This is a genomic window from Vibrio gazogenes (assembly GCF_002196515.1).
Taxonomy (GTDB): domain Bacteria; phylum Pseudomonadota; class Gammaproteobacteria; order Enterobacterales; family Vibrionaceae; genus Vibrio; species Vibrio gazogenes_A.
This window is the reverse complement of record NZ_CP018835.1, coordinates 1,582,309-1,605,686: the sequence shown is the minus strand read 5'-3', so window position 1 is coordinate 1,605,686 and position 23,378 is coordinate 1,582,309. Positions and strand designations below refer to the sequence as shown.

The 23,378-nt window shown below is 44.6% G+C and carries 18 protein-coding genes; 11 read left to right on the top strand and 7 right to left on the bottom strand.

Annotation, left to right across the window (positions count from 1 at the left end):
* Positions 1-134 precede the first annotated feature (134 nt).
* The 8 genes from secE (at position 135) to rpoC (ending at position 12,085) form a co-directional block, all read left to right on the top strand.
* A complete protein-coding gene (gene secE, locus BSQ33_RS07230) occupies positions 135-518 on the top strand; it encodes a preprotein translocase subunit SecE (protein WP_021021756.1) in 384 nt (127 codons plus the stop codon).
* 12 nt (positions 519-530) lie between these two features.
* Positions 531-1,079: a transcription termination/antitermination protein NusG gene (nusG, locus tag BSQ33_RS07225; protein ID WP_001287510.1), complete on the top strand. Its 549-nt coding sequence runs from the start codon at positions 531-533 to the stop codon at positions 1,077-1,079.
* Between the two features lie 129 nt (positions 1,080-1,208).
* Positions 1,209-1,637 carry a 50S ribosomal protein L11 gene (gene rplK / locus BSQ33_RS07220; protein WP_021021755.1) on the top strand — a complete coding sequence of 143 codons (429 nt, stop codon included), beginning with the start codon at positions 1,209-1,211 and terminating at the stop codon, positions 1,635-1,637.
* 4 nt (positions 1,638-1,641) lie between these two features.
* Positions 1,642-2,343, top strand: coding sequence for a 50S ribosomal protein L1 (gene rplA / locus BSQ33_RS07215; RefSeq protein ID WP_027694405.1), 702 nt, complete (start codon positions 1,642-1,644; stop codon positions 2,341-2,343).
* Positions 2,344-2,607: 264 nt separating this feature from the next.
* The gene (gene rplJ / locus BSQ33_RS07205) at positions 2,608-3,099 is read left to right on the top strand and encodes a 50S ribosomal protein L10 (RefSeq protein WP_021021752.1); all 492 of its coding nucleotides are present in this window, start codon (positions 2,608-2,610) and stop codon (positions 3,097-3,099) included.
* A gap of 57 nt (positions 3,100-3,156) precedes the next feature.
* Positions 3,157-3,528 (top strand): 50S ribosomal protein L7/L12, encoded by a 372-nt coding sequence (rplL, locus tag BSQ33_RS07200; protein ID WP_021021751.1) that lies wholly within the window; start codon positions 3,157-3,159, stop codon positions 3,526-3,528.
* A gap of 241 nt (positions 3,529-3,769) precedes the next feature.
* Positions 3,770-7,801: a DNA-directed RNA polymerase subunit beta gene (gene rpoB / locus BSQ33_RS07195; RefSeq protein ID WP_088133737.1), complete on the top strand. Its 4,032-nt coding sequence runs from the start codon at positions 3,770-3,772 to the stop codon at positions 7,799-7,801.
* A gap of 81 nt (positions 7,802-7,882) precedes the next feature.
* Positions 7,883-12,085: a DNA-directed RNA polymerase subunit beta' gene (gene rpoC, locus BSQ33_RS07190; RefSeq protein ID WP_021021749.1), complete on the top strand. Its 4,203-nt coding sequence runs from the start codon at positions 7,883-7,885 to the stop codon at positions 12,083-12,085.
* A 100-nt stretch (positions 12,086-12,185) separates the two neighbouring features.
* Here rpoC and BSQ33_RS07185 read toward each other — a convergent pair whose 3' ends face one another.
* A complete protein-coding gene (locus BSQ33_RS07185) occupies positions 12,186-12,680 on the bottom strand; it encodes an Rsd/AlgQ family anti-sigma factor (RefSeq protein WP_039837818.1) in 495 nt (164 codons plus the stop codon).
* Positions 12,681-12,844: 164 nt separating this feature from the next.
* On the opposite strand from BSQ33_RS07185, the gene nudC reads away from it, so the two are divergent.
* From nudC to BSQ33_RS07170, 3 genes are all read left to right on the top strand, one after another.
* Positions 12,845-13,633: an NAD(+) diphosphatase gene (nudC, locus tag BSQ33_RS07180; protein ID WP_088133736.1), complete on the top strand. Its 789-nt coding sequence runs from the start codon at positions 12,845-12,847 to the stop codon at positions 13,631-13,633.
* A 239-nt stretch (positions 13,634-13,872) separates the two neighbouring features.
* Positions 13,873-14,937: a uroporphyrinogen decarboxylase gene (hemE, locus tag BSQ33_RS07175; protein WP_021021746.1), complete on the top strand. Its 1,065-nt coding sequence runs from the start codon at positions 13,873-13,875 to the stop codon at positions 14,935-14,937.
* 75 nt (positions 14,938-15,012) lie between these two features.
* Positions 15,013-15,651 carry a TetR/AcrR family transcriptional regulator gene (locus tag BSQ33_RS07170; protein WP_039837890.1) on the top strand — a complete coding sequence of 213 codons (639 nt, stop codon included), beginning with the start codon at positions 15,013-15,015 and terminating at the stop codon, positions 15,649-15,651.
* 81 nt (positions 15,652-15,732) lie between these two features.
* Here BSQ33_RS07170 and BSQ33_RS07165 read toward each other — a convergent pair whose 3' ends face one another.
* The 6 genes from BSQ33_RS07165 to BSQ33_RS07140 all read right to left on the bottom strand — a co-directional run bounded on the left by BSQ33_RS07165 (position 15,733) and on the right by BSQ33_RS07140 (position 23,129).
* Positions 15,733-16,866, bottom strand: a complete 1,134-nt coding sequence (locus BSQ33_RS07165; protein ID WP_232471961.1) for a murein hydrolase activator EnvC family protein — start codon at positions 16,864-16,866, stop codon at positions 15,733-15,735.
* Positions 16,867-17,053: 187 nt separating this feature from the next.
* The gene (gene gpmM, locus BSQ33_RS07160) at positions 17,054-18,583 is read right to left on the bottom strand and encodes a 2,3-bisphosphoglycerate-independent phosphoglycerate mutase (RefSeq protein WP_027694402.1); all 1,530 of its coding nucleotides are present in this window, start codon (positions 18,581-18,583) and stop codon (positions 17,054-17,056) included.
* 182 nt (positions 18,584-18,765) lie between these two features.
* Positions 18,766-19,647 (bottom strand): DMT family transporter, encoded by an 882-nt coding sequence (locus tag BSQ33_RS07155; protein ID WP_021021742.1) that lies wholly within the window; start codon positions 19,645-19,647, stop codon positions 18,766-18,768.
* Positions 19,648-19,857: 210 nt separating this feature from the next.
* On the bottom strand, positions 19,858-21,273 hold the full coding sequence (locus tag BSQ33_RS07150) for an SLC13 family permease (RefSeq protein WP_021021741.1): 1,416 nt from the start codon (positions 21,271-21,273) through the stop codon (positions 19,858-19,860).
* Between the two features lie 225 nt (positions 21,274-21,498).
* Entirely contained in the window at positions 21,499-21,858 is a 360-nt protein-coding gene (locus BSQ33_RS21530; RefSeq protein WP_021021740.1) for a hypothetical protein, read from the bottom strand.
* Positions 21,855-23,129 (bottom strand): S1 family peptidase, encoded by a 1,275-nt coding sequence (locus tag BSQ33_RS07140; RefSeq protein WP_088133733.1) that lies wholly within the window; start codon positions 23,127-23,129, stop codon positions 21,855-21,857. Before BSQ33_RS07140 ends, BSQ33_RS21530 begins: the two co-directional genes overlap by 4 nt.
* Positions 23,130-23,378: the final 249 nt, after the last annotated feature.

Sequence of the window (23,378 nt, the reverse complement as noted above, 5' to 3'; positions counted from 1 at the left end):
CAAAAGTAAAAGGTTTGAGACAGAGAAGGTGTCTTTGTTTCTGAAAATAAGCATCGAATGCTTATTTTTGTTAGTTTGCCCTGCAACAGTGGGGCTTATTGTCGTCTATATTTAGATTTGTGACAGGTTGGGTTATGAAAGCAAATCATGCTGAAACTCCTGAGAGCTCAAATGCAGCAGATAAACTGAAGTGGTTGATTGCTATTGTTCTATTGGCTGCCGCTGTTGTGGGTAACTCCTTTTATGGTGAAACGGTTTCTGTCGTTATTCGTTCTGCTGGTGTTATTGTGTTAATTGCCGCCGCATTAGGTATTGCAGCAATTACTGTGAAAGGTAAAGAAGCGGTGAGCTTCGCGCGAGAAGCGCGTATGGAAATTCGTAAAGTAATATGGCCTACACGTCAGGAAACTGTGCAAACCACATTAATTGTTCTGGCCGTCTGTGTTGTGATGGCTCTGGCACTATGGGGTATTGACGGTATTATGGTTCGCCTTGTTGCATTTGCGACTGGAGTATAGAGGGTTTAATTCATGAGTGAAGCTCCCAAAAAACGCTGGTATGTTGTTCAAGCCTTCTCTGGATTTGAAGGTCGAGTGGCGCAGTCACTACGTGAACATATCAAAATGCATGGAATGGAAGAGTTGTTTGGTGAAGTATTAGTACCAACGGAAGAAGTTGTTGAAATGCGTGCCGGCCAACGCCGTAAAAGTGAAAGAAAATTCTTCCCTGGCTATGTACTCGTCCAGATGATCATGAATGATGAATCTTGGCATTTGGTGCGTAGTGTTCCCCGAGTTATGGGATTTATCGGTGGGACATCTGATCGTCCGGCACCGATTACCGATAAAGAAGCCGATGCAATATTGAATCGTCTGGAGAAAGCGAGCGAAGCTCCGCGGCCGAAAACTATGTTTGAAGCTGGTGAAGTCGTTCGGGTTAACGATGGACCATTTGCTGACTTCAATGGTACTGTTGAAGAGGTTGATTACGAGAAGAGCCGTTTAAAAGTCTCTGTCTCAATCTTTGGTCGTGCAACACCAGTCGAGCTTGAATTTGGTCAGGTTGAAAAACTAGATTAAAAAACCATCTTTTTAGACTTGTTTAAGGCGCGAAATTTGACTATAATTTCGCGCCTTTTTACAGGTCTTCACTAGAAACGGGGAGCTGATCAGTGGATTAGCGTTAGTACCCATTATGTAGGAAAAATCATGGCTAAGAAAGTTGAAGCTTATATCAAGCTGCAAGTTGCAGCAGGTATGGCAAACCCAAGTCCACCAGTTGGTCCAGCACTGGGTCAGCGTGGTGTTAACATCATGGAATTCTGTAAAGCGTTTAACGCAAAAACAGAATCTGTAGAGAAAGGTCTTCCGATTCCAGTTGTTATCACTGTATATAGTGACCGTTCTTTTACTTTTGAAACTAAGACACCACCAGCTGCTGTGCTTCTGAAGAAAGCTGCAGGCGTTAAGTCTGGTTCTGGTCGTCCTAATACAGAAAAAGTTGGGACAGTAACAGACGCGCAAATTCAGGAAATCGCAGAAACTAAAGCTGCGGATATGACTGGTGCAGATATCGAAGCAATGAAGCGTTCTATCGCGGGTACTGCTCGTTCAATGGGTCTAGTGGTAGAGGGTTAATATCATGGCAAAACTAACTAAGCGTATGCGTACTATCCGCGAAAAAGTGGATGTTACTAAAGAGTATGAGATCAACGAAGCTGTTGCATTGCTGAAAGAGCTGGCTACTGCAAAATTTGTTGAATCTGTTGATGTTGCTGTGAACTTAGGTATTGATGCACGTAAATCTGATCAGAACGTTCGTGGTGCAACTGTACTGCCTCATGGTACTGGTCGTGAAGTCCGTGTTGCTGTTTTCACTCAAGGTGCAAACGCTGATGCAGCAAAAGAAGCTGGTGCTGACCTAGTTGGTATGGAAGATCTTGCTGAGCAAGTGAAGAAAGGCGAACTGAACTTTGACGTTGTTGTTGCATCTCCAGATGCAATGCGTGTTGTTGGTCAGTTAGGTACTATCCTTGGTCCTCGTGGCCTGATGCCAAACCCTAAAGTTGGTACTGTAACACCAAACGTTGCTGAAGCGGTTAAGAACGCGAAGGCTGGTCAGGTTCGTTACCGTAATGACAAAAATGGGATCATCCATACAACAATCGGTAAAGTTTCTTTCGATGCTGAACAGTTGAAAGAAAACTTAGAAGCTCTGCTTGTTGCACTGAAAAAAGCAAAACCATCTACATCGAAAGGGGCTTATGTGAAGAAAGTAAGTCTTTCTACAACGATGGGCGCTGGTGTTGCAATTGATCAGGCGACTTTAAGCACTCAAGCTTAATTTATTTGCTTAGGCGTGAAATTTGTGTATAATTTTGCGCCTAATATTTGTGGTTGGGGCTGAACCTTGGTTCTTTGAACTATAATCCAGTCTCCGTCCAAGACCGTAGGCGTCGTCTCTGACGGCTTAATCAAACCTACGTAGATGGTGCCCGAACTGACGAAAGCTCTATTTTTATAACTTTCTTCTGGGACTGCACCTAAAAAGCTCTCACTGTTGATGAAAATAGTGAGTGGTGTAACGACAACCAGGAGTAAATCCAAGATGGCTTTAAATCTTCAAGACAAAAAAGCAATTGTTGCTGAAGTCAACGAAGCAGCCAGTGGTGCACTTTCTGCAGTTGTTGCTGATTCTCGTGGTGTTGAAGTAAGTGCGATGACTTCTTTGCGTAAACAGGCTCGTGAAGCCGGTGTTTATGTGAGAGTCGTTCGTAACACACTAGCACGCCGCGCAGTTGAAGGCACAGACTACGAATGTCTGAAAGAGGTATTCGTAGGTCCTACTTTGATTGGTTTCTCTAATGAGCACCCAGGTGCTGCAGCGCGTCTTTTTAAAGACTTTGCGAAAGAGAATAAAGATTTTGAGATCAAAGCAGCTGCATTCGAAGGTTCTATCGCTGATGTCGAAGTACTAGCAACTCTACCAACTTACGACGAAGCTATTGCACGTCTGATGATGTGTATGAAAGAAGCTTCTGCTGGCAAGTTGGCACGTACTATCGCTGCTATCCGCGACCAAAAACAAGAAGCTGCATAAGGCTTGCTTTTTACTGGTTGCTTATTAAACTAATTGTTGACTTAGAAGAGAATTGTTATGTCTATTACTAACGAGCAAATCCTAGACGCTATTGCAGAAATGTCTGTAATGCAAGTTGTTGAACTGATCGAAGCAATGGAAGAGAAATTTGGTGTTTCTGCTGCCGCTGCTGTTGTTGCTGGTGGCGCTGCTGCTGGTGGTGAAGCTGCTGCTGAACAAACTGAATTTGACGTTGTCCTAGCTTCTGCTGGCGCGAACAAAGTTTCTGTAATTAAAGCAGTTCGTGGCGCTACAGGTCTGGGTCTGAAAGAAGCGAAAGCTCTTGTTGACGGCGCTCCAGCGGCGATCAAAGAAGGTATTGAGAAAGCAGAAGCTGAAGCTCTTAAAGCACAACTTGAAGAAGCTGGTGCAACTGTTGAGCTTAAGTAATTCTTACTTAATCGCTTAGCCGAAAGGCTAATGGCTGGTGGTTTATTGACCACCGGCCTTTTTGCGCTGTAGGGTGTCGATGAATTTTCCTACTGTTTAGTCATTCGACATCCGTGCAAAAAAACGTTTATCTCAACGTGGTTAAACGTCACTACAGTAAACAGTTAGTTAGTCACTGCCGTTTCCCCTTTAATGCAAAGGTGGGCAGTTTGGGTCACTTATCAGCGAGCTGAGGAACCCCATGGTTTACTCCTATACCGAGAAAAAGCGCATCCGCAAGGACTTTGGTACTCGTCCACAAGTGTTGGACATTCCATACCTGCTATCGATCCAGCTCGATTCGTTCGACAAATTTATCGAACAGGATCCTGAAGGACAATATGGTCTAGAGGCTGCTTTTCGTTCTGTGTTTCCTATCCAGAGCTACAATGGCAACTCTGAGCTGCAATACGTTAGCTACCGTCTTGGTGAGCCAGTTTTTGATGTTAAAGAATGTCAAATTCGTGGTGTAACTTATTCAAAACCTCTGCGTGTAAAACTACGCTTGGTTATTTTTGATAAAGACGCACCAGCGGGTACTGTCAAAGATATTAAAGAACAAGAAGTCTACATGGGTGAAATCCCACTCATGACAGATAATGGTACTTTTGTAATTAATGGTACTGAGAGGGTTATCGTATCCCAGCTGCACCGAAGCCCCGGCGTGTTCTTCGACAGCGATAAGGGTAAGACCCACTCATCTGGAAAAGTCCTTTATAACGCACGTATCATTCCTTACCGTGGTTCGTGGCTTGATTTCGAATTCGATCCGAAAGATAACTTGTATGTTCGTATCGACCGTCGTCGCAAACTACCAGCTTCTATTATTCTGCGTGCGTTAGGAAAGACAACAGAAGAGATTTTGGATATTTTCTTCGAAAAAATACATTTCGAAGTGAAAGATCAAACGCTGATGATGGCTTTGATTCCTGAACGTTTACGCGGCGAAACTGCCAGCTTCGATATTGAAGCAAACGGAAAGGTTTATATCGAAAAAGGACGTCGCGTTACTGCCCGTCATATTCGTCAGCTGGAAAAAGACGCCGTTGAATTTATCGAAGTACCGGTCGAATATATTGTCGGCAAGGTCACAGCGAAAGATTACGTGAATGAAGCAACGGGAGAGCTGATTATTGCAGCAAACCAAGAGCTGAGTCTTGAAGTGCTAGCAAATCTCTCTCAAGCGGGTTACAAGAAGATTGAGGTCCTATATACGAATGACCTTGATCATGGCTCATTTATGTCAGATACGTTGCGTATCGACAGCACGACTGATCGTATTTCAGCACTTGTTGAAATCTATCGAATGATGCGCCCTGGTGAGCCACCAACAAAAGAAGCGGCAGAAACACTGTTTGACAGTCTGTTCTTCTCTGAAGATCGTTATGATCTTTCAACTGTTGGACGGATGAAGTTCAATAGTTCTATTGAGCGGACTGATGCTGAAAATCTCGGGACGCTTGACGAATTTGACATCATCGAAGTGATGAGAAAACTGATCGCGATCCGTAATGGTATCGGTGAAGTTGATGATATAGACCATTTGGGTAACCGTCGTATTCGTAGCGTTGGTGAAATGGCTGAAAACCAATTCCGTGTTGGTCTTGTTCGTGTTGAGCGTGCAGTAAAAGAACGTTTAAGTCTGGGTGATCTGGACAACGTAATGCCACAAGATCTGATCAATGCCAAGCCAATTTCGGCAGCCGTGAAAGAGTTCTTCGGTTCTTCTCAGCTATCTCAGTTTATGGACCAGAACAACCCACTGTCGGAAGTCACGCATAAGCGTCGTATTTCTGCTTTAGGTCCTGGTGGTCTGACGCGTGAGCGTGCAGGTTTTGAGGTCCGTGACGTTCACGTGACTCACTATGGACGTTTATGTCCGATTGAAACACCTGAAGGGCCAAACATCGGTCTGATCAACTCTTTGTCTGCATTTGCACGTTGTAATGAATATGGTTTCCTTGAGACACCATACCGTCGCGTTGTGGATGGGGTTGTAACAGATGACGTGGAATACTTATCTGCGATCGAAGAAGGTCAGTTCGTTATTGCTCAGGCAAACGCCAAACTGACTGACGAAGGGACTTTTGCCGATGAATTGATCACTGCTCGTCAGAAAGGTGAATCAGGTCTGCACCCTCGTGAACACGTCAACTATATGGACGTTGCAACAAACCAAGTTGTATCAATTGCAGCATCGCTAATCCCATTCCTTGAGCACGATGATGCGAACCGTGCCTTGATGGGGGCGAACATGCAACGTCAGGCTGTACCAACTCTTCGCGCTGATAAGCCATTGGTCGGTACTGGTATTGAACGTAATGTTGCTGTTGACTCGGGTGTTACTGCGGTTGCTAAACGTGGTGGTCATGTTCAGTCCGTGGATGCTTCTCGCATTGTTATCAAAGTCAATGAAGATGAATTGATTCCGGGTGAAGCAGGGATTGATATTTATAATCTCACCAAATACACGCGTTCTAACCAAAACACATGTATTAACCAGCGTCCTTGTGTGATGCCTGGTGAACCCGTTGCGCGTGGTGATGTGCTTGCTGATGGTCCTTCAACAGATTTAGGTGAACTTGCGCTTGGGCAAAACATGCGTATCGCATTTATGCCTTGGAATGGTTATAACTTCGAGGACTCAATCCTTGTTTCTGAGCGTGTTGTTCAGGAAGATCGGTTTACCACCATTCACATTCAGGAGCTTTCTTGTGTTGCTCGTGATACTAAGCTAGGTGCTGAAGAGATCACTGCGGATATTCCAAACGTTGGTGAAGCCGCTCTGTCCAAATTGGATGAGTCTGGAATTGTCTACATCGGTGCTGAAGTTAAAGGTGGCGACATTCTGGTGGGTAAAGTAACGCCAAAAGGCGAGACGCAACTGACACCGGAAGAAAAACTACTCCGTGCGATTTTTGGTGAGAAAGCTTCAGACGTTAAAGACACTTCACTGCGTGTACCAAATTCAGTTTCAGGAACGATTATCGATGTTCAAGTCTTCACTCGTGATGGCGTCGAGAAAGATAAACGTGCACTTGAAATCGAACAGATGCAGTTAAAAGAAGCGAAAAAAGACCTGACAGAAGAGTTCCAAATTCTGGAAGGTGGTTTGCTTGCTCGTGTGAAAGCGGTATTGCTATCTGGCGGTTATTCTGAAGCGAAACTGCATTCGATTGAACGCAAGAAATGGCTAGAGCAAACACTGGAAGATGATGAGCTTCAGTCACAACTTGAGCAACTTGCTGAGCAATGGGATGAACTGAAAGCCGATTTCGATAAGAAATTTGAAGCGAAGCGCCGTAAGATCACTCAAGGTGATGACCTTGCCCCAGGTGTTCTGAAAATCGTCAAAGTTTATTTAGCTGTCAAACGTCGTATCCAGCCGGGTGATAAAATGGCCGGTCGTCATGGTAACAAAGGTGTTATTTCCAAGATTAACCCTGTAGAAGATATGCCATATGACGAAAACGGTCGTCCTGTTGATATCGTACTTAACCCACTGGGCGTACCATCACGGATGAACATCGGTCAGATCCTTGAAGTTCACTTAGGTGCAGCTGCGAAGGGGATCGGTGACAAAGTCAACCAGATGGTTAAAGAGCAGCAAGAAATTGCGAAACTACGTGAATTCTTGCAGGAAGTTTATTCGTTGGGTAATGACATTCGTCAGAAAGTGGATATTTCTGCCCTTTCAGATGAAGATATTCGTACGCTAGCAAATAACTTACGCAACGGTCTTCCAGTCGCTACGCCTGTATTCGACGGTGCAACAGAGCCTGAAATCAAGCAACTGCTGAAATTAGCAGATCTGCCTGAATCCGGTCAGTTGACATTGTTTGATGGCCGTACCGGTGATGCTTTTGAGCGTCCTGTTACTGTTGGCTACATGTATATGCTGAAACTGAACCACTTGGTTGACGATAAGATGCATGCTCGTTCTACGGGATCTTATAGCCTTGTAACTCAGCAACCACTTGGTGGTAAAGCTCAGTTCGGTGGCCAGCGATTCGGTGAGATGGAAGTGTGGGCACTTGAAGCTTATGGTGCTGCTTATACGCTTCAAGAAATGCTGACGGTGAAATCGGATGACGTGAATGGTCGTACGAAGATGTATAAAAACATCGTAGACGGCAATCACAGCATGGAACCGGGTATGCCTGAATCGTTCAACGTGTTGTTGAAAGAGATTCGCTCACTGGGTATCAACATTGAGCTAGAAGACGAAGAGTAATCCTATTCTTGAGTTATAGAATAGGGTTATCTGGTGGAAAGGCGCGACCTCGCGCCTTTTAACTCCTTACAGGAGCTGATTGTGAAAGACTTATTAAACTTTCTGAAAGCACAGCACAAGACCGAAGAATTTGATGCAATCAAAATCGGCCTTTCTTCACCTGATATGATCCGTTCGTGGTCATTTGGTGAAGTGAAAAAACCTGAAACTATCAACTACCGGACGTTCAAACCGGAGCGTGACGGTTTGTTTTGTGCGCGTATTTTTGGTCCGGTAAAAGACTATGAGTGTCTTTGCGGAAAGTACAAGCGTTTGAAACACCGTGGTGTGATTTGTGAAAAATGTGGCGTTGAAGTCACTCAGACTAAAGTTCGCCGTGACCGTATGGGACACATTGAACTGGCGTCTCCAGTTGCTCACATCTGGTTTCTGAAATCGCTTCCGTCTCGTATCGGCCTGTTAATGGATATGCCGCTACGTGATATCGAGCGTGTACTTTATTTCGAAATGTACGTCGTTACCGAACCAGGGATGACCGATCTGGAAAAAGGTCAGTTGCTGACTGAAGAAGAATACCTAGATCGTCTGGAAGAGTGGGGCGACGAATTTACAGCGAAAATGGGCGCAGAAGCCATTAAGGACCTATTGGGTTCTATGGATATGCACCATGAAACTGAAGTCATGCGTGAAGAGTTAAATACAACAAACTCTGAAACAAAGCGTAAAAAAGTGACGAAGCGTTTGAAGCTGGTTGAAGCCTTTCTTGCTTCAGGAAACAACCCTGAGTGGATGATTCTAACCGTGCTTCCTGTTTTGCCACCGGATTTGCGTCCTTTGGTGCCTTTGGATGGCGGTCGTTTTGCGACCTCTGATCTGAATGATCTATATCGTCGTGTGATTAACCGTAACAACCGTTTGAAGCGTCTGCTTGAGCTTGCTGCTCCGGATATTATTGTCCGTAACGAAAAACGGATGCTACAGGAATCAGTTGATGCGTTGTTGGATAACGGACGTCGTGGACGTGCGATTACTGGTTCGAACAAGCGCCCATTGAAATCACTAGCGGATATGATCAAAGGTAAACAAGGTCGTTTCCGTCAAAACTTGCTGGGTAAACGTGTTGACTACTCTGGTCGTTCTGTTATCACCGTTGGTCCATATCTGCGTTTGCACCAGTGTGGTCTGCCGAAGAAAATGGCTTTGGAACTGTTTAAACCATTTATCTACAGCAAGCTAGAAACTCGTGGTCTGGCAACAACGATTAAAGCTGCGAAGAAAATGGTTGAGCGTGAAGAGCCGGTCGTATGGGATATTCTGGATGAAGTCATTCGTGAACACCCTGTACTGCTGAACCGTGCGCCAACACTGCACCGTTTGGGGATTCAGGCCTTTGAACCTGTTTTGATCGAAGGGAAAGCAATTCAGCTACACCCACTTGTGTGTGCGGCTTATAACGCGGACTTCGATGGTGACCAAATGGCAGTTCACGTACCGTTGACGCTTGAAGCACAGCTTGAAGCGCGTACGTTGATGATGTCAACCAACAATATTCTGTCGCCAGCATCTGGTGATCCAATCATCGTACCGTCACAGGACGTTGTTTTGGGTCTCTACTATATGACGCGTGAAAAGATTAATGCACCGGGTGAGGGAATGTACCTTGCTGGTCCTGAAGAAGCAGAGAAAGCATATCGTACTAAGTCTGCTTCACTCCATGCACGTGTGAAAGTCCGCATCACTGAAACCATTCGTGATGAAGATGGCCGTGAAACAACAGAAACGAAAATGGTTGATACAACCGTCGGTCGTGCGATGTTGTGGCAAATCGTGCCGAGAGGTCTGCCGTACAGCCTGGTCAACCAAAAGCTGGGTAAGAAGCAGATTTCCAATCTGTTAAACGAGGCTTATCGTAAACTGGGTCTGAAAGACACTGTTATCTTCGCTGACCAGATCATGTATACAGGTTTTGCTTATGCAGCACTGTCTGGCGTTTCTGTTGGTATCGACGACATGGTTGTACCGCCAGCGAAATATACAGAGATCTCTGAAGCAGAAGAAGAAGTTCGCGAAATTCAGGAGCAATTCCAATCTGGTCTTGTGACTGCTGGTGAGCGTTACAACAAGGTGATCGATATCTGGGCTTCAACCAATGATCGTGTTGCTAAAGCCATGATGGAAAACCTGTCTTCTGAAATGGTTATCAACCGTCAGGGTGATGAAGAGAAGCAAGAGTCATTCAATAGTATCTATATGATGGCTGACTCTGGAGCTCGGGGTTCTGCAGCTCAGATTCGTCAGTTGGCGGGTATGCGTGGTCTGATGGCTCGTCCGGATGGTTCTATCATCGAAACACCGATCACAGCGAACTTTAAAGAAGGTCTGAACGTTCTTCAGTACTTTATTTCAACGCACGGTGCGCGTAAAGGTCTAGCGGATACGGCACTGAAAACTGCGAACTCAGGTTATCTGACTCGTCGTTTGGTTGACGTTGCACAAGACGTTGTTGTTACCGAGCATGACTGCGGTACGCAAGAAGGTGTCGAAATGATGCCGCATATCGAAGGTGGTGATGTTAAAGTTGCTTTGACTGAACTAGCCTTGGGTCGTGTGGTTGCAGACGATATTCTCAAGCCAGGGACTGAAGAAATTCTGATTCCTCGTAACACATTGATCGACGAAAAATGGTGTCAGATCATCGATGAAAACTCAGTTGACCAATTGAGAGTTCGTTCGGTTGTAACTTGTGACTCTGACTTCGGTTGTTGTGCTCAATGTTATGGTCGTGATCTCGCGCGTGGACATCTGGTGAACCAAGGTGAATCTGTTGGGGTTATCGCAGCACAATCTATCGGTGAACCGGGTACTCAGTTAACGATGCGTACGTTCCACATCGGTGGTGCAGCATCGACAGCAGCGGCAGAGAACAGTATTCAGGCGAAGAACAAAGGTTCTGTGAAACTGAATAATGCGAAATTCGTAACGAATAAAAACGGTAAGCTTGTCATTACCTCTCGTGCAACTGAACTGACGATTATCGATGAGTTCGGTCGGACGAAAGAGAAACACAAATTACCTTACGGTTCCTTGCTGAGCAAAGCTGATGGTGACTTAGTTGACACTGGTGAAGTTGTTGCAAACTGGGAAGCGCATACTCTGCCAATCATTACTGAAGTATCAGGTCGTGTTCAATATGTTGACATGATTGATGGTGTGACGGTTTCTCGTCAAATGGATGACTTAACCGGTCTGTCTTCAAGTGAAGTAACAGAAGCGGCTGCACGTCCTTCTGCCGGTAAAGATATGCGTCCAGCGATCAAACTGGTTGATGAGCAAGGCCGTGATGTGATGATTCCTGGTACTGACATGCCAGCGCAATACTTCCTGCCAGGTAAAGCAATTGTGAACCTGGAAGATGGTGCGGAAGTTGGTGTCGGTGATACGTTAGCTCGTATTCCTCAGAAATCTGGCGGTAACCGGGATATCACCGGTGGTCTACCTCGCGTTGCGGATCTGTTTGAAGCTCGTAAACCAAAAGAACCTGCGATTCTGGCTGAGCACACTGGTACAGTGTCATTTGGTAAAGAAACGAAAGGTAAGCGCCGTTTGATTATCACGCGTGAAGGTGGTGATACTTATGAGGAAATGATTCCTAAGCATCGTCAGTTGAACGTGTTTGAAGGTGAGAAAGTCGAGCGTGGTGATGTAATTGCTGACGGTCCAGAGTCTCCACACGATATCTTGCGTCTGCGTGGTATCCATGCAGTTACACAGTACATTGCGAATGAAGTTCAGGAAGTCTATCGCTTACAAGGCGTTAAGATTAATGACAAGCACATTGAGACGATTGTTCGTCAGATGTTACGTAAGTGTACCATTACCTTTGCTGGTGACTCTGAGTTCCTAGCAGGTGAGCAGGTAGAATATTCTCAGGTGAAAATTGCCAACCGCCAATTGGTTGCTGAAGGCAAAGAACCTGCACGTTATGAACGTGAACTGTTAGGTATTACTAAAGCATCTTTGGCAACAGAATCGTTCATCTCTGCTGCATCGTTCCAAGAAACGACTCGCGTCCTGACAGAAGCTGCGGTTTCTGGTAAGCGTGATGACTTACGTGGTCTGAAAGAGAACGTTATCGTTGGTCGATTGATTCCTGCTGGTACAGGTTTTGCCTACCATCAAGAACGCCATGCAAGACGTGATGCGCAGAAAGAAGGTCCATCTGCTGAACAGGCAACGGACAATTTGGCTGCATTGTTGAATGCTGGTTTCTCGTCTGATGAGTAATCATTGTTAAATATGTAAAAAGGCGCCGTAAGGCGCCTTTTTTATATCCGTTTGATTTCATTTATTTGCTTTGAGATAAACAATACGATTGAGTAAGAACTTATGCTCCGGGAGGAACCGATAAGCTATCAGCTATCATCTGTATCAGTTCATCTTCAAGTTCAAATCGTGCCTCTAATGTTTCCCCCAAGTGAGATAAATCTCGGTCAAAACTTTCCAGATGTTCATCATCTCTGATATCTAAATACTTATCTGCGAAATTGAGGAGGGGATCTGTTGTATCAGCAATTGAAAAATAAGTTTGGTTAATCTCGTCCGTAGCCGTAAATCCGGTTGATTCCCATTTAGCTTTAACGGTATCGTAGATCTTGAAGTGACCTGTGGAAATGTAATCGACCAGCTTTTGGCAAAACAGATGAATGTCATTGGCTGATGGGAGTTCACTGAGAGCCGCTTTGGAAGTACAGGGCTGCAATGAGGCAAGTTTACAATATTTAACCAGTAATGTTTGTCGGGAGTCTAACCATTGATCAATGACATCACTGGAACCTCCCCACTGCTCTTGTATTCTCTTGAATTTTTTAAGCATGGTCATGCCCTCATGATCTGCTCCCCATAGGGAGAACCTGCTTTGGCAGTTGTGTCTGGAGACACAATATCTTATTCATACGATAGGGTGATAACATGGTACACTTCCCACCCTGGTATGAAACTAGATTGCCAGTAAAATAGCCAGACTGCAAGGATATAGGAGCGATCATGTTAGAAAATAGTGAAGTCAGAAACGCTTACTGGTGTGTTGTTTCTGGAAGCGAACTCTGGACTGTGAATCATATGCTCCCCTTTGGAACAGCAGAGCATTGGTCCCTTCCTGAAGACAAAGCAGTCAAGATAGCAGAATGTGACGGACACCCAGTTTTTTGGTTGAATGAAGCCGATTTGGAGCAGCGTCTGCCAATGGCATCACTAAGAACATTGCTGAATGTTTCTGAATCGTTGTTTCTTGCTGCAAGTAAGGCGGTCCAGTATGGTCATATGACACAGACACAGCGGTTCTGCGCACAATGTGGCGGTCGAAATTATTTTCATCACCGCGAGTTGGCAATGCAGTGCCATGAGTGCCGGACAATTCATTATCCCCGTATTTTTCCTTGTATTATTGTTGCTGTTCGCCGTGATAATGAGATTCTTTTGGCACAACATGCCCGTCATCAGGGGGGGATGTATACTGTCATCGCTGGATTTGTTGAAGCCGGAGAAACATTGGAACATACCGTGGCTCGGGAGATTTTTGAAGAGACGGGGATCCGAGTGAAGAATATCCGATATTTTGGTAGTCAACCTTGGGCTTTTCCTTCAAGTATGATGGTGGCTTTTTTGGCTGATTATGCCTCAGGAGATATCTTGATCGATGAATATGAAATCAGTCATGCGAACTGGTTTTCTCCGCAAAATATGCCGGAGGTTGCGCCGGAAGGGACGATTGCCAGAGCATTGATCGATCAGACGTTAGCGGATATTCGTACGGCCAGTGTTTCGTCAATATGATAAAAAAACCTCCGCATAAACGGAGGGGTAAGTAAGATGTCGTTATGAGATGTTGAGTAGCAAGTACTCTGTTTATTATTATTAATAATTTTCATTATTGAACAAATTTTTAACACTTAAGCTGAGTTGTTGCAAACTATCTGATTTTCTTTTCGTCTGGAACATGATCTCGCTTGCAAAGAATTAAAAAATTACGCTGATATAAGAAGGGATAAAAGCCCTGATTTGGAAGATAAAAAATGACTGAATTAAAGAATGATCGTTATCTGCGTGCGCTGTTGAAGCAACCTGTTGATAGAACGCCGATATGGATGATGCGCCAGGCTGGGCGTTATCTCCCAGAGTACCGTGAAGTAAGAGCTCAGGCCGGAGATTTTATGACTTTATGTAAAAATCCCGAATTGGCGTCAGAAGTCACGTTACAACCGCTACGTCGTTTTCCTCTTGATGCCGCGATTCTGTTTTCTGATATTTTGACAATTCCGGATGCTATGGGACTCGGGCTCTATTTTGAAGCGGGTGAAGGACCAAAGTTTACCCACCCGATTCAATGTCGGGCAGACGTAAATAAAATCGGCATTCCTGACCCAGAGGGTGAATTACAGTATGTGATGAATGCGGTGCGCCAGATTCGTCATGATTTACAAGGTTCAGTCCCGTTAATTGGTTTCTCCGGTAGCCCATGGACCCTCGCGACTTATATGGTAGAAGGCGGTAGTTCGAAAGCGTTTACCAAAATTAAGAAGATGATGTACGCAGAGCCAGAGACGTTACATGCGCTACTCGATAAACTTGCTGACAGCGTTATTTTATACCTGAATGCTCAAATTAAGGCGGGTGCTCAGTCAGTGATGGTGTTTGATACATGGGGAGGCGTACTGACCCCGCGGGATTATCGTGATTTTTCGCTTCAATATATGCATAAAATTGTCGATGGTTTGATCAAAGAACATGATGGCTATAAAGTGCCTGTCACGCTTTTCACCAAAAATGGTGGTATGTGGTTGGAACAGATTGCTGCAACTGGTTGTGATGCGATTGGACTTGACTGGACCATCAATATTGAAGAGGCAAAAGCCCGTGTTGGTGGGCAAGTTGCTTTACAGGGCAATATGGATCCTTCAATGTTGTATGCGCCAGCACAGCGAATTCGCGATGAAGTTGCACAAATACTGGCAGGGTTTGGTGAGGGAAGTGGGCATGTCTTCAATTTGGGGCACGGTATCCACTTAGATGTGCCGCCTGACAATGTTGATGTTTTTGTGAATGCTGTTCATGAGTTGTCAGCCCCTTACCACAAATAGTCTCAACTCATTATGGGTCTGCTTCTTTTGATACCATGATGAAAACGTGTAGAACTTGGTCAGATAATGCCTGATATGAAAACGAAAGATCGAATTATTTTTGCAGCGCTGGAGCTTTTTAACGAACAGGGTGAACGCACGGTTACAACAAACCATATTTCCGCTTATATACACATCAGTCCTGGGAATCTGTATTATCATTTTCGGAATAAGCAAGAGATTATCAGAGCAATTTTTGAGCTTTACTCTAGTGAACTGCTCGAACGCTTTGCTCCGCCTCATGGGCATAAAGAGAGTCTATCGCTTCTGAAACATTATTTAGATTCCATTTTTACACTGATGTGGAAATACCGTTTTTTTTACGCGAATTTACCGGAAATTCTCCAAAGAGATGAGGTATTACATCGTTCTTATATTCGCGTTCAGGAAAAACTAAGACATAATTTGGTGAGTATTGTCAGTCGATTTATCGAGATCGAGTTGATTGAGATACCTGAGTCTGAGATGGAGTCTTTTGTCACGACGCTTCATATGATTACAGCGAATTGGTTGAGTTATCGTGCCGCGATGTCACAGAAAGCTCAGGTGACTGAAGAAGTTATCCATCAAGGCATGTTACATGTGATTGCTGTGGTCAAGCCGAGAGCGACAGTTGGTGGTGCAGAACAGTTGCAGATACTAGAAGAAGGCGTCAGAGCGATGCACTCTGAATAAAGATTATCTGATAGCGTAGAATCCCCCCCGGCTCTGGTGAAAAGTCAGCACCGGGGATTTTTATAATGTGGCAAACGTGCTCTATTGCAACCAGCGGAGTGGATTCGAAGCCTTACTATTTCTCCGGACCTCAAAGTAGAGTGAGGAAACCGGTTGGCCCCCCGTATCACCTGCTAGAGCGATGGTTTCTCCGGCTCTCACTTTATCACCTTCTTTTCTGAGGAGCGTTTGGTTGAAACCATACAACGTCATATCGCCTTTACCGTGATCGATTAAAACAACGAGCCCATACCCGCGTAGATAATCAGAAAAAACGATACTCCCGGGGTAAACTGCTTTGACGGGTTGCCCGTATGCAGCATTGATAACAATCCCTTTCCACTTAATCTGGCCAGTTTGGCGTGTGCCGAAACGGTGCAATAATTTCCCTTTGATTGGCCAAGGGAGTTTCCCTCTTTGTCGGGCAAAACCATCCATCGGGACTTGACTGCGCTTCGCTGCTTTAGCAATTTCGGCTTTGAGCCTTGATTCATTGCGCTGTAATTCCGCAAGATAATTTTTATCACCGGATATTCGAGAGCGAATTTTGTTGACTGTATTTTTGCGCTTTCGCTGGGTTTGCTGAAGTTGATTACGCTTTTTGGTCTGTTGGGAAAGGAGGGACTGGATCTGTTCCTGTTCTTGCGTCAGTTGTCGTTCGTGTTGAGCTAACTGCTGTTTTGTTTGCTCTAGATTATGAATTGTCTCTGAACGTGCTTGTGCCAGATGCTGGTAATACTGGCTGATACGATCTTCATCGGCATCATCTTTCAGGAGACCGGACAAATGATTTGATTGCCGTGTGATGTAATAGGTATGTAGCAGCCGCTTTAATCGTTCTGACTGATCTTCTTTTTGTTGTGCCAGTGCTTTGATGCGCTCTTTTAACTGGGACAGGTTGTGAGTTGAACGATTGAGCTGACTTTGAGTCTGGGAGATTTGTTTTTCTAATGAACTTATCTCCAGTTCTTGGCTCTTGAGCGTATTTTGTAAGTTATCCAGCTGTTTTGTTTGAGAGTCAAGCGACTGTTGCTGGCGAGATATTTCATTCTTAACTCCCTGCAACTCTTGTTTCGATGCAGCATAGCTGTCAAGGTGGAATAACAGTGTGAGGAGTAAAATACTAATATGACGCGGTTTTAAATAACGCGAAAGTGTAAAGAATCGAATCGTCAAAAACGGCACCATGCTCTTGTATCATGCTTAATTGAAGAAGAAGACTCTCAGTATACAGAAACAATGAAGTGCCTCGACACTGAAATGTAAAAAACTTTCTCTGGCTCTAAAAATAAACAGCCCTATATGTTGTATATAGGGCTGCTGTTTTTATTATGTTTGATTTGAGTAATCAGATCGTCAAATCTTAAAACAAGACTTTTCCGGACATTTCGTCAGGAATTTCCATCTCGGTCAGAGCAAGCATGGTTGGTGCCAGATCAGAAAGTTTGCCGTCGTCTTTGAATTGGATGTCCTGATTACCCACATAGATTAGCGGTACAGGCAGGTTGGTATGTGCTGTATGTGTCCCACCGGTTTCTGGGTTTACCATCATCTCAGCATTACCATGGTCCGCAGTAATAAGCAGTTGACCATTGACTTCTTTGATCGCTTCAACAACACGACCGATACATTTATCGACAGCTTCACAAGCTTGAACTGCTGCATCGTAAACGCCAGTATGACCAACCATATCGCCGTTCGGATAATTACAAATAATGGCGTCATATTTACCAGAGCGGATTGCTGCAACCAGTTTGTCGGTTAGCTCTTCAGAACTCATTTCTGGCTGCAGATCGTACGTCGCAACTTTTGGTGAGGCAACAAGTTGGCGTTCTTCACCTTCAAATTCGGTTTCGACACCACCATTGAAGAAAAAGGTCACGTGTGCGTATTTCTCTGTTTCAGAAATCCGGAGTTGAGTTTTTCCTGATTTCGACAGCCACTCACCATAGGTATTGCTCAAAGATTCTGGTGGATAAGCACAGTTGAGCGGGATATCCGCTGCGTATTGTGTCAGCATTACAAACTCAGCCGCTGGGAATTTTTCCCGTTCAAAACCGGCGAAGTCAGCAACAAACGTCCGTGTGATTTCACGGGCACGGTCAGCGCGATAGTTCATAAAGATAATCGTGTCACCGTCTTCGACTGCAGCCGATGCTTCTCCGTCAGCCTGAATGACCGTTGCCTGAACAAACTCATCATTTTCTTCACGGGCATAGGCAGCTTCGAGACCAGCCACTGCGCTGTCGTAAGTGAACTCGCTTTTTGCCTGCGTTAGCAGGTCATAGGCTTTTTGTACTCGATCCCAGTTGTTATCACGATCCATTGCATAATAGCGTCCGACTAAGGAAGCAATCCGGCCTTTACCGAGTTTTGCGAATAGTTCGTCAAAACGTTTTAGTGAATCTTCAGCACTGCGTGGCGGTGTATCACGTCCATCAAGGAAACAATGCAGATAGATTTTTTCTGCGCCGCGTTCCGCTGCCAGTTCAACAGCAGCATAGATATGATCTTCGTGAGAGTGAACACCACCCGGAGACATCAATCCCATCAGATGAACTGCTTTTCCAGCCGCAACGGCTTTATCAATTGCAGCAACCAGTGTTTCATTGGTTTGGAATTCACCGTCGGCAATCGCTTTAGTAATCCGAGTCAAATCTTGGTACACAACCCGTCCGGCACCAATATTGGTATGACCAACTTCTGAATTCCCCATTTGACCATCGGGTAAGCCCACATCCAGACCAGAAGCCGAAATCAGTGTATGAGGATTGTTGGCAACCAGACTATCCAGTACAGGGGTTTTCGCATTGTTGATAGCGTTACTTGCGTTGTCTTCACGGTAACCCCAACCGTCAAGAATGACCAGAGCCATTGGCTGCTTTGATGACATAGTGATACCTCGTCAAATTCAAATATCTAAATGAAAAACTAACGTAATTTTACTACATTTTACACGGTGTGATGAGGGTTAAGATCAATGATTCTCCCTATCAATTCCATCCATAGTACCTTACAGATAATAAATCACACTATTTTATTCTGTTGTCTTTGTACCGTCTGAGTGCACCAGTATTAGTACACCAACATACCCGTCCCGAGAACAGCAATGATGGCGCCACCCCAAGCAAATCGGTTCGGGCGTTGTTTGGTATAAAACCATAAGATCGGTAATAACATAATTGGAGTGGTTGATGAAAGTAATGCAACCATTCCCACGTTTCCGTCTCGGAGTGCGTATAAAATCAGTGTCATTCCCAGCGCCATCGCAAGGAAAGCATTGAGTAATGTTGTCGAAAATATTTTACGATTCATTGCCTGAGTTGGTCTTGCGATCCGAACGCCGGATAGAAATAAAATACTGTGTGCAATAAAGGCTGAAATCATACGTAGTGCGGAAGCGGCAATTGGATCAATCGATGTCTGCATCACTGGTTTAGCTAAAATGCCGCCGAGAGCCTGACACAATGCAGCGAGTAGTCCCAGCGCGATTGCAATCCACACCTTACCATGAATCATTTCGAGTGTGCCGGGCTGAGCTTTACGGAAAAATATGGCGATTACAACACCACTAAAAACGAGCACTGAACCAAGGAACTCTCCGGTGGTCATGGTTTCCTGAAACAGGAAATAGCCGAGAATGGCAGAAAACACCGCATGGCAAGAGAAGAGTAGCCCTGCTTGCCTCGGGCCCATGCGATTCATGCAAGCGAATAGCGCAGTATCACCGATGAAGATACCGATTAAGCCGGATAACATCATCGGAATGATGTGCATGGATTCGACCGTGCTCCATCCCTGGGTGAACCAAGCAAACAATCCCAGCATGAGGGATGTACAACCCATACGCCAACGACTATAGGAAAATGTGCCCAGATGTCGTGCCGGGGTGACAGACAATATACTGGCGATAGCCCATAAAAAAGCCGCAGCAAGTGCTAACCACTCGTAACCCATAGATGTATCTCTATACCGAAAGTCGCAAAAAACAGCGCATCAATATGCCTGAAGCGGATATGAAAACAAAGCGGTTTATACGGTTTATTTTAAAGTGTTTTTATGGCATTTGAGATAGTGGCCTCACTCAGGTTAACGTGTTACTCGAAAGCAAAAGTAACACGTTTCTGAGGGGGGATTCTCACAGGCACAAATAGGCCCCATAGTATGTCAGGTGAGTATCCAAGCTGTGGTATAGACGATCAGTAAACCAATGATACCAATGAGCGTTCCTATTTTCGCCATGTCTTTACTTTCGATTAAACCTGTTGAGTAGGCCAAGGAATTAGGTGGTGTCGAAACCGGTAGGATCATCCCTAATGAGGCGGAGAATGCAACCACCACGAGCAGTCCTTGTAATCCTCCGATTGCTTGCAGACTGGTCATAGAACTACCGATGGCGGCGGCGATTGGCATTAATAAGTTGGCTGTTGCGGTATTCGACATGAAGTTTGCCATCAGCCAGCAAACCAGAGATAACGAAATCACCACTGACATTGGTGATAGATTTTGATAGTTGATTGAGTGAGCTAATGCTTTGGCAAGTCCTGTTTCTTCCAACCCGATACCAATCGCGATCCCCCCTGCGACCAGCCATAGCACATCCCAGTTAATTTGTTTTAGCTCTTCTTTGCCCATGATCCCTGTCAGGGTGAAAACCGCCAGTGGGATAATGGCGACGACATAGGTGTTCATGCCGTGTAGTGACGTCGTCATCCACAATAGAATGGTGACAGCGAAAGTAATATAAACAGTCATTGCGCGCCATGTTGTTTTAAATCGCCCTTCTAGATTCAGTGTCAGATGGCTTTGAGAGGATGGAAAAAATTTTTGTAGTAAGAACCATGCGATCGTCATCTGTATCAGTACGAATGGTAGTCCCATGAGTAACCAAGACAGAAAACTAATGCTATTTTCTCCGGTCAGGTACTGGAGGGCGATTGCGTTGGGTGGTGTACCGATTGGTGTGGCGATCCCCCCCGTATTGGCGGCTATCGGAATACAGAGTACCAATGCTTTGATGCCTTTATCTCCCGGTTGGGCGGACGCAACAATTGGTCCTAGTAGTGCAAGCATCATGACTGTTGTCGCTGTGTTGGACATAAACATCGAGAAACAGGCAGTAATAAGCATCAGCCCGAGCATGATGAATTTAGGTTGTGTTCCGAATGGTTTTAGCAGCACGCGTGCCAGATTATTGTCTAGCTCATACTTAGAGGCTGCAATCGCCAATGCAAATCCCCCCATGAATAATATGATGATCGGTGAAGAAAAAGCACTGAATATGTCAGTGTAAGGGATCAGTTCGCCAAATGTATGGCCTTCTGGTGGCTTGCGGAACCAGTGTAAGCCCTTATTTGAAATCATGATGAGTTCAAGCGTGATAATGAGAATCGAGGTCGCGAACACAGGAACTGGCTCCAGAACCCACAAGAGGGCTGCCAGTAAGAAAATAGCCAGTAGTCGATGCTGGATCAGCGTCATTTCCGGAATGGGTATCGCATCAATCGGTATCCAGAGCAGAATGAGTGGCGGCAGAAAGCAGAAAAGCAGTTTGGTGAGTTGGTTGAGATCGATTTTTTTCATAAACGACACCCATATTTAGAATCTACATATAAGGATAATTTATAGACGGGAATCGGTCTTAGAGAGAGTTAATGTTTTTGAGCATCGGTATGAGAAATAAGATAGATGATGCAGTCATCCGTAATGTTGAGATCTTTGAGACGAAAGACAAAGTTATTGCTTGTACAGTTGACCTGAAGTGTCAATTCAATTCAGTGAAGCCAATCGGCTCCACTGAAGATCAGATTAGTTATTATTTTTCGTTAGTGCCTGTGCTGTCGGGTTTTGTATGACTAACGTTTTATTGAATAAATTGGAAGGGATATTCAATTGAAAAGCTTGAAAGAATGGTAGGCGACGGCATAAGTCCTTTTTGATACGTACAATTGAGATGAATGCGGTATCTTTTTCCTGTCGATTGACATGGATAGAAAAATCTGAATTTTGGCTGCATCCATTGGAAACAGCCGTAAATGATAGCGTGTGGTTATTGTTGATTTGATTATTCTTCAACGGAATTTTTTCTCCCTCAATATGTTCTGATGAGCAGGAAACCGTCACGATAAGAGAGCACCCTAAAATGATCAGTGAGAAGAATTTATTCATTTCGACAAACCTTTTTGACGTCTGAACATGAATCCGATGATGGCAACAAAACATAATAATAATGATGCGCCGCCACTTTTTCCTGAGGGAGTCTCAGGGGGAGCCTCAGGGGGAGTTTCAGAGGAACTTGATACCACCACAGGCACTTTAGAAACAAAAAATATTTTTAATTCACTAGAGACAGAATGATCAGTATCGATGGTGATAGTTTTTGTTCTTGATTGATACAATTGCGCAGCATCTGCTGCAAAAGTCAGTGAACAACTGTCATTTTGGTTCAAGGTGGTGGTACAGCCATTGTTTATTAATGTGACGCCGGATGGTGGCAGAATATGGGTAATATCAAATGATTCAGTGCTGTAGTTTCGGATGGCGAATGTCTGAGTCACCGTTCCGCTACTTGTTGTGATATAAGCCTTTTGTGTGTAGCTGACACCGGAGGTCTTCTGAGTAATCCAGTGATTGTTCTTGAAGTAACCAACGTTAGCATATACGCCATACGCATTGGGTTGTGCACATCCATTGCCCCAACTGACAATCCCGATCTGTTTATTCGTACCACCATCGTTGTATATGAGAGGGCCGCCACTGTCACCCTGACACGAATCCTTGCCACCCGTCTGAAAGCCAGCACAAATAGCATCATTGCCGACAAAACTGTAATCTCCGCCAAGGTTTTGACAAGTGCTGCGATCGACATACAACAGGTTTACCTCATTCAGTACTGACGGAAAAGCGTTACTGGTTGTTGATGTGTTGCCCCAACCCATGGCTGTGACAGTGTCGCCAGTTGTGCCATTGCCACTTAGGCTATCCACCAATGTCGTCGTCGCCAAAACGACAGGTATTGCGGTCACGGTATTAGATAGTTCAAGGATTGCAATGTCATTGGTTATCGTTGAACTATTATAATCTTCATGCATGTAGATCGATTGCACACTGACTCGTTGTCCTTCAGTGCTTTCATTGTTCAGATCATTTATTCCAATGATAACATCAAGTTCATTCGCTGATTTTCCCTCAACACAATGAGAAGCGGTTAAAACGTATCTTTCACCGATAAAGCTTCCGCCACAAAATTGCCCGTTAGATGCACTCCGACCTTTCGCGACGATTGCTGTCATGAAAGGCCAGTCCCCCAGTGTTGCAGTCGTGCCATTAATGATTCTTGGAGCAAAACCAGTATTGGCTTGTGCGGATAATGGGGTAATCAAAAGTAAACATAGAACGGGGGAGATGAAAGACAACGCTGATATAAAACATTTTTTCATGTTAATTTCTCTGTTTTATTAATTATATTGGGTGAGAGAGTTTCTGAAGCTGCTTATCTTACATGGATAAAGATTACCGATATATTTAACACCAATCTGAATGGTATATAAAAAAAATCATGCAAACAATATGAACATGTTCTGATATGAGTTTTACTGATGGCTTAATCAAAAAAATGAGAGTGCATCTTGAGGGGGGAGGGAGGGGTGCGCTCGTTATCTTATCTATATAATCGCAACCCTCAGGTT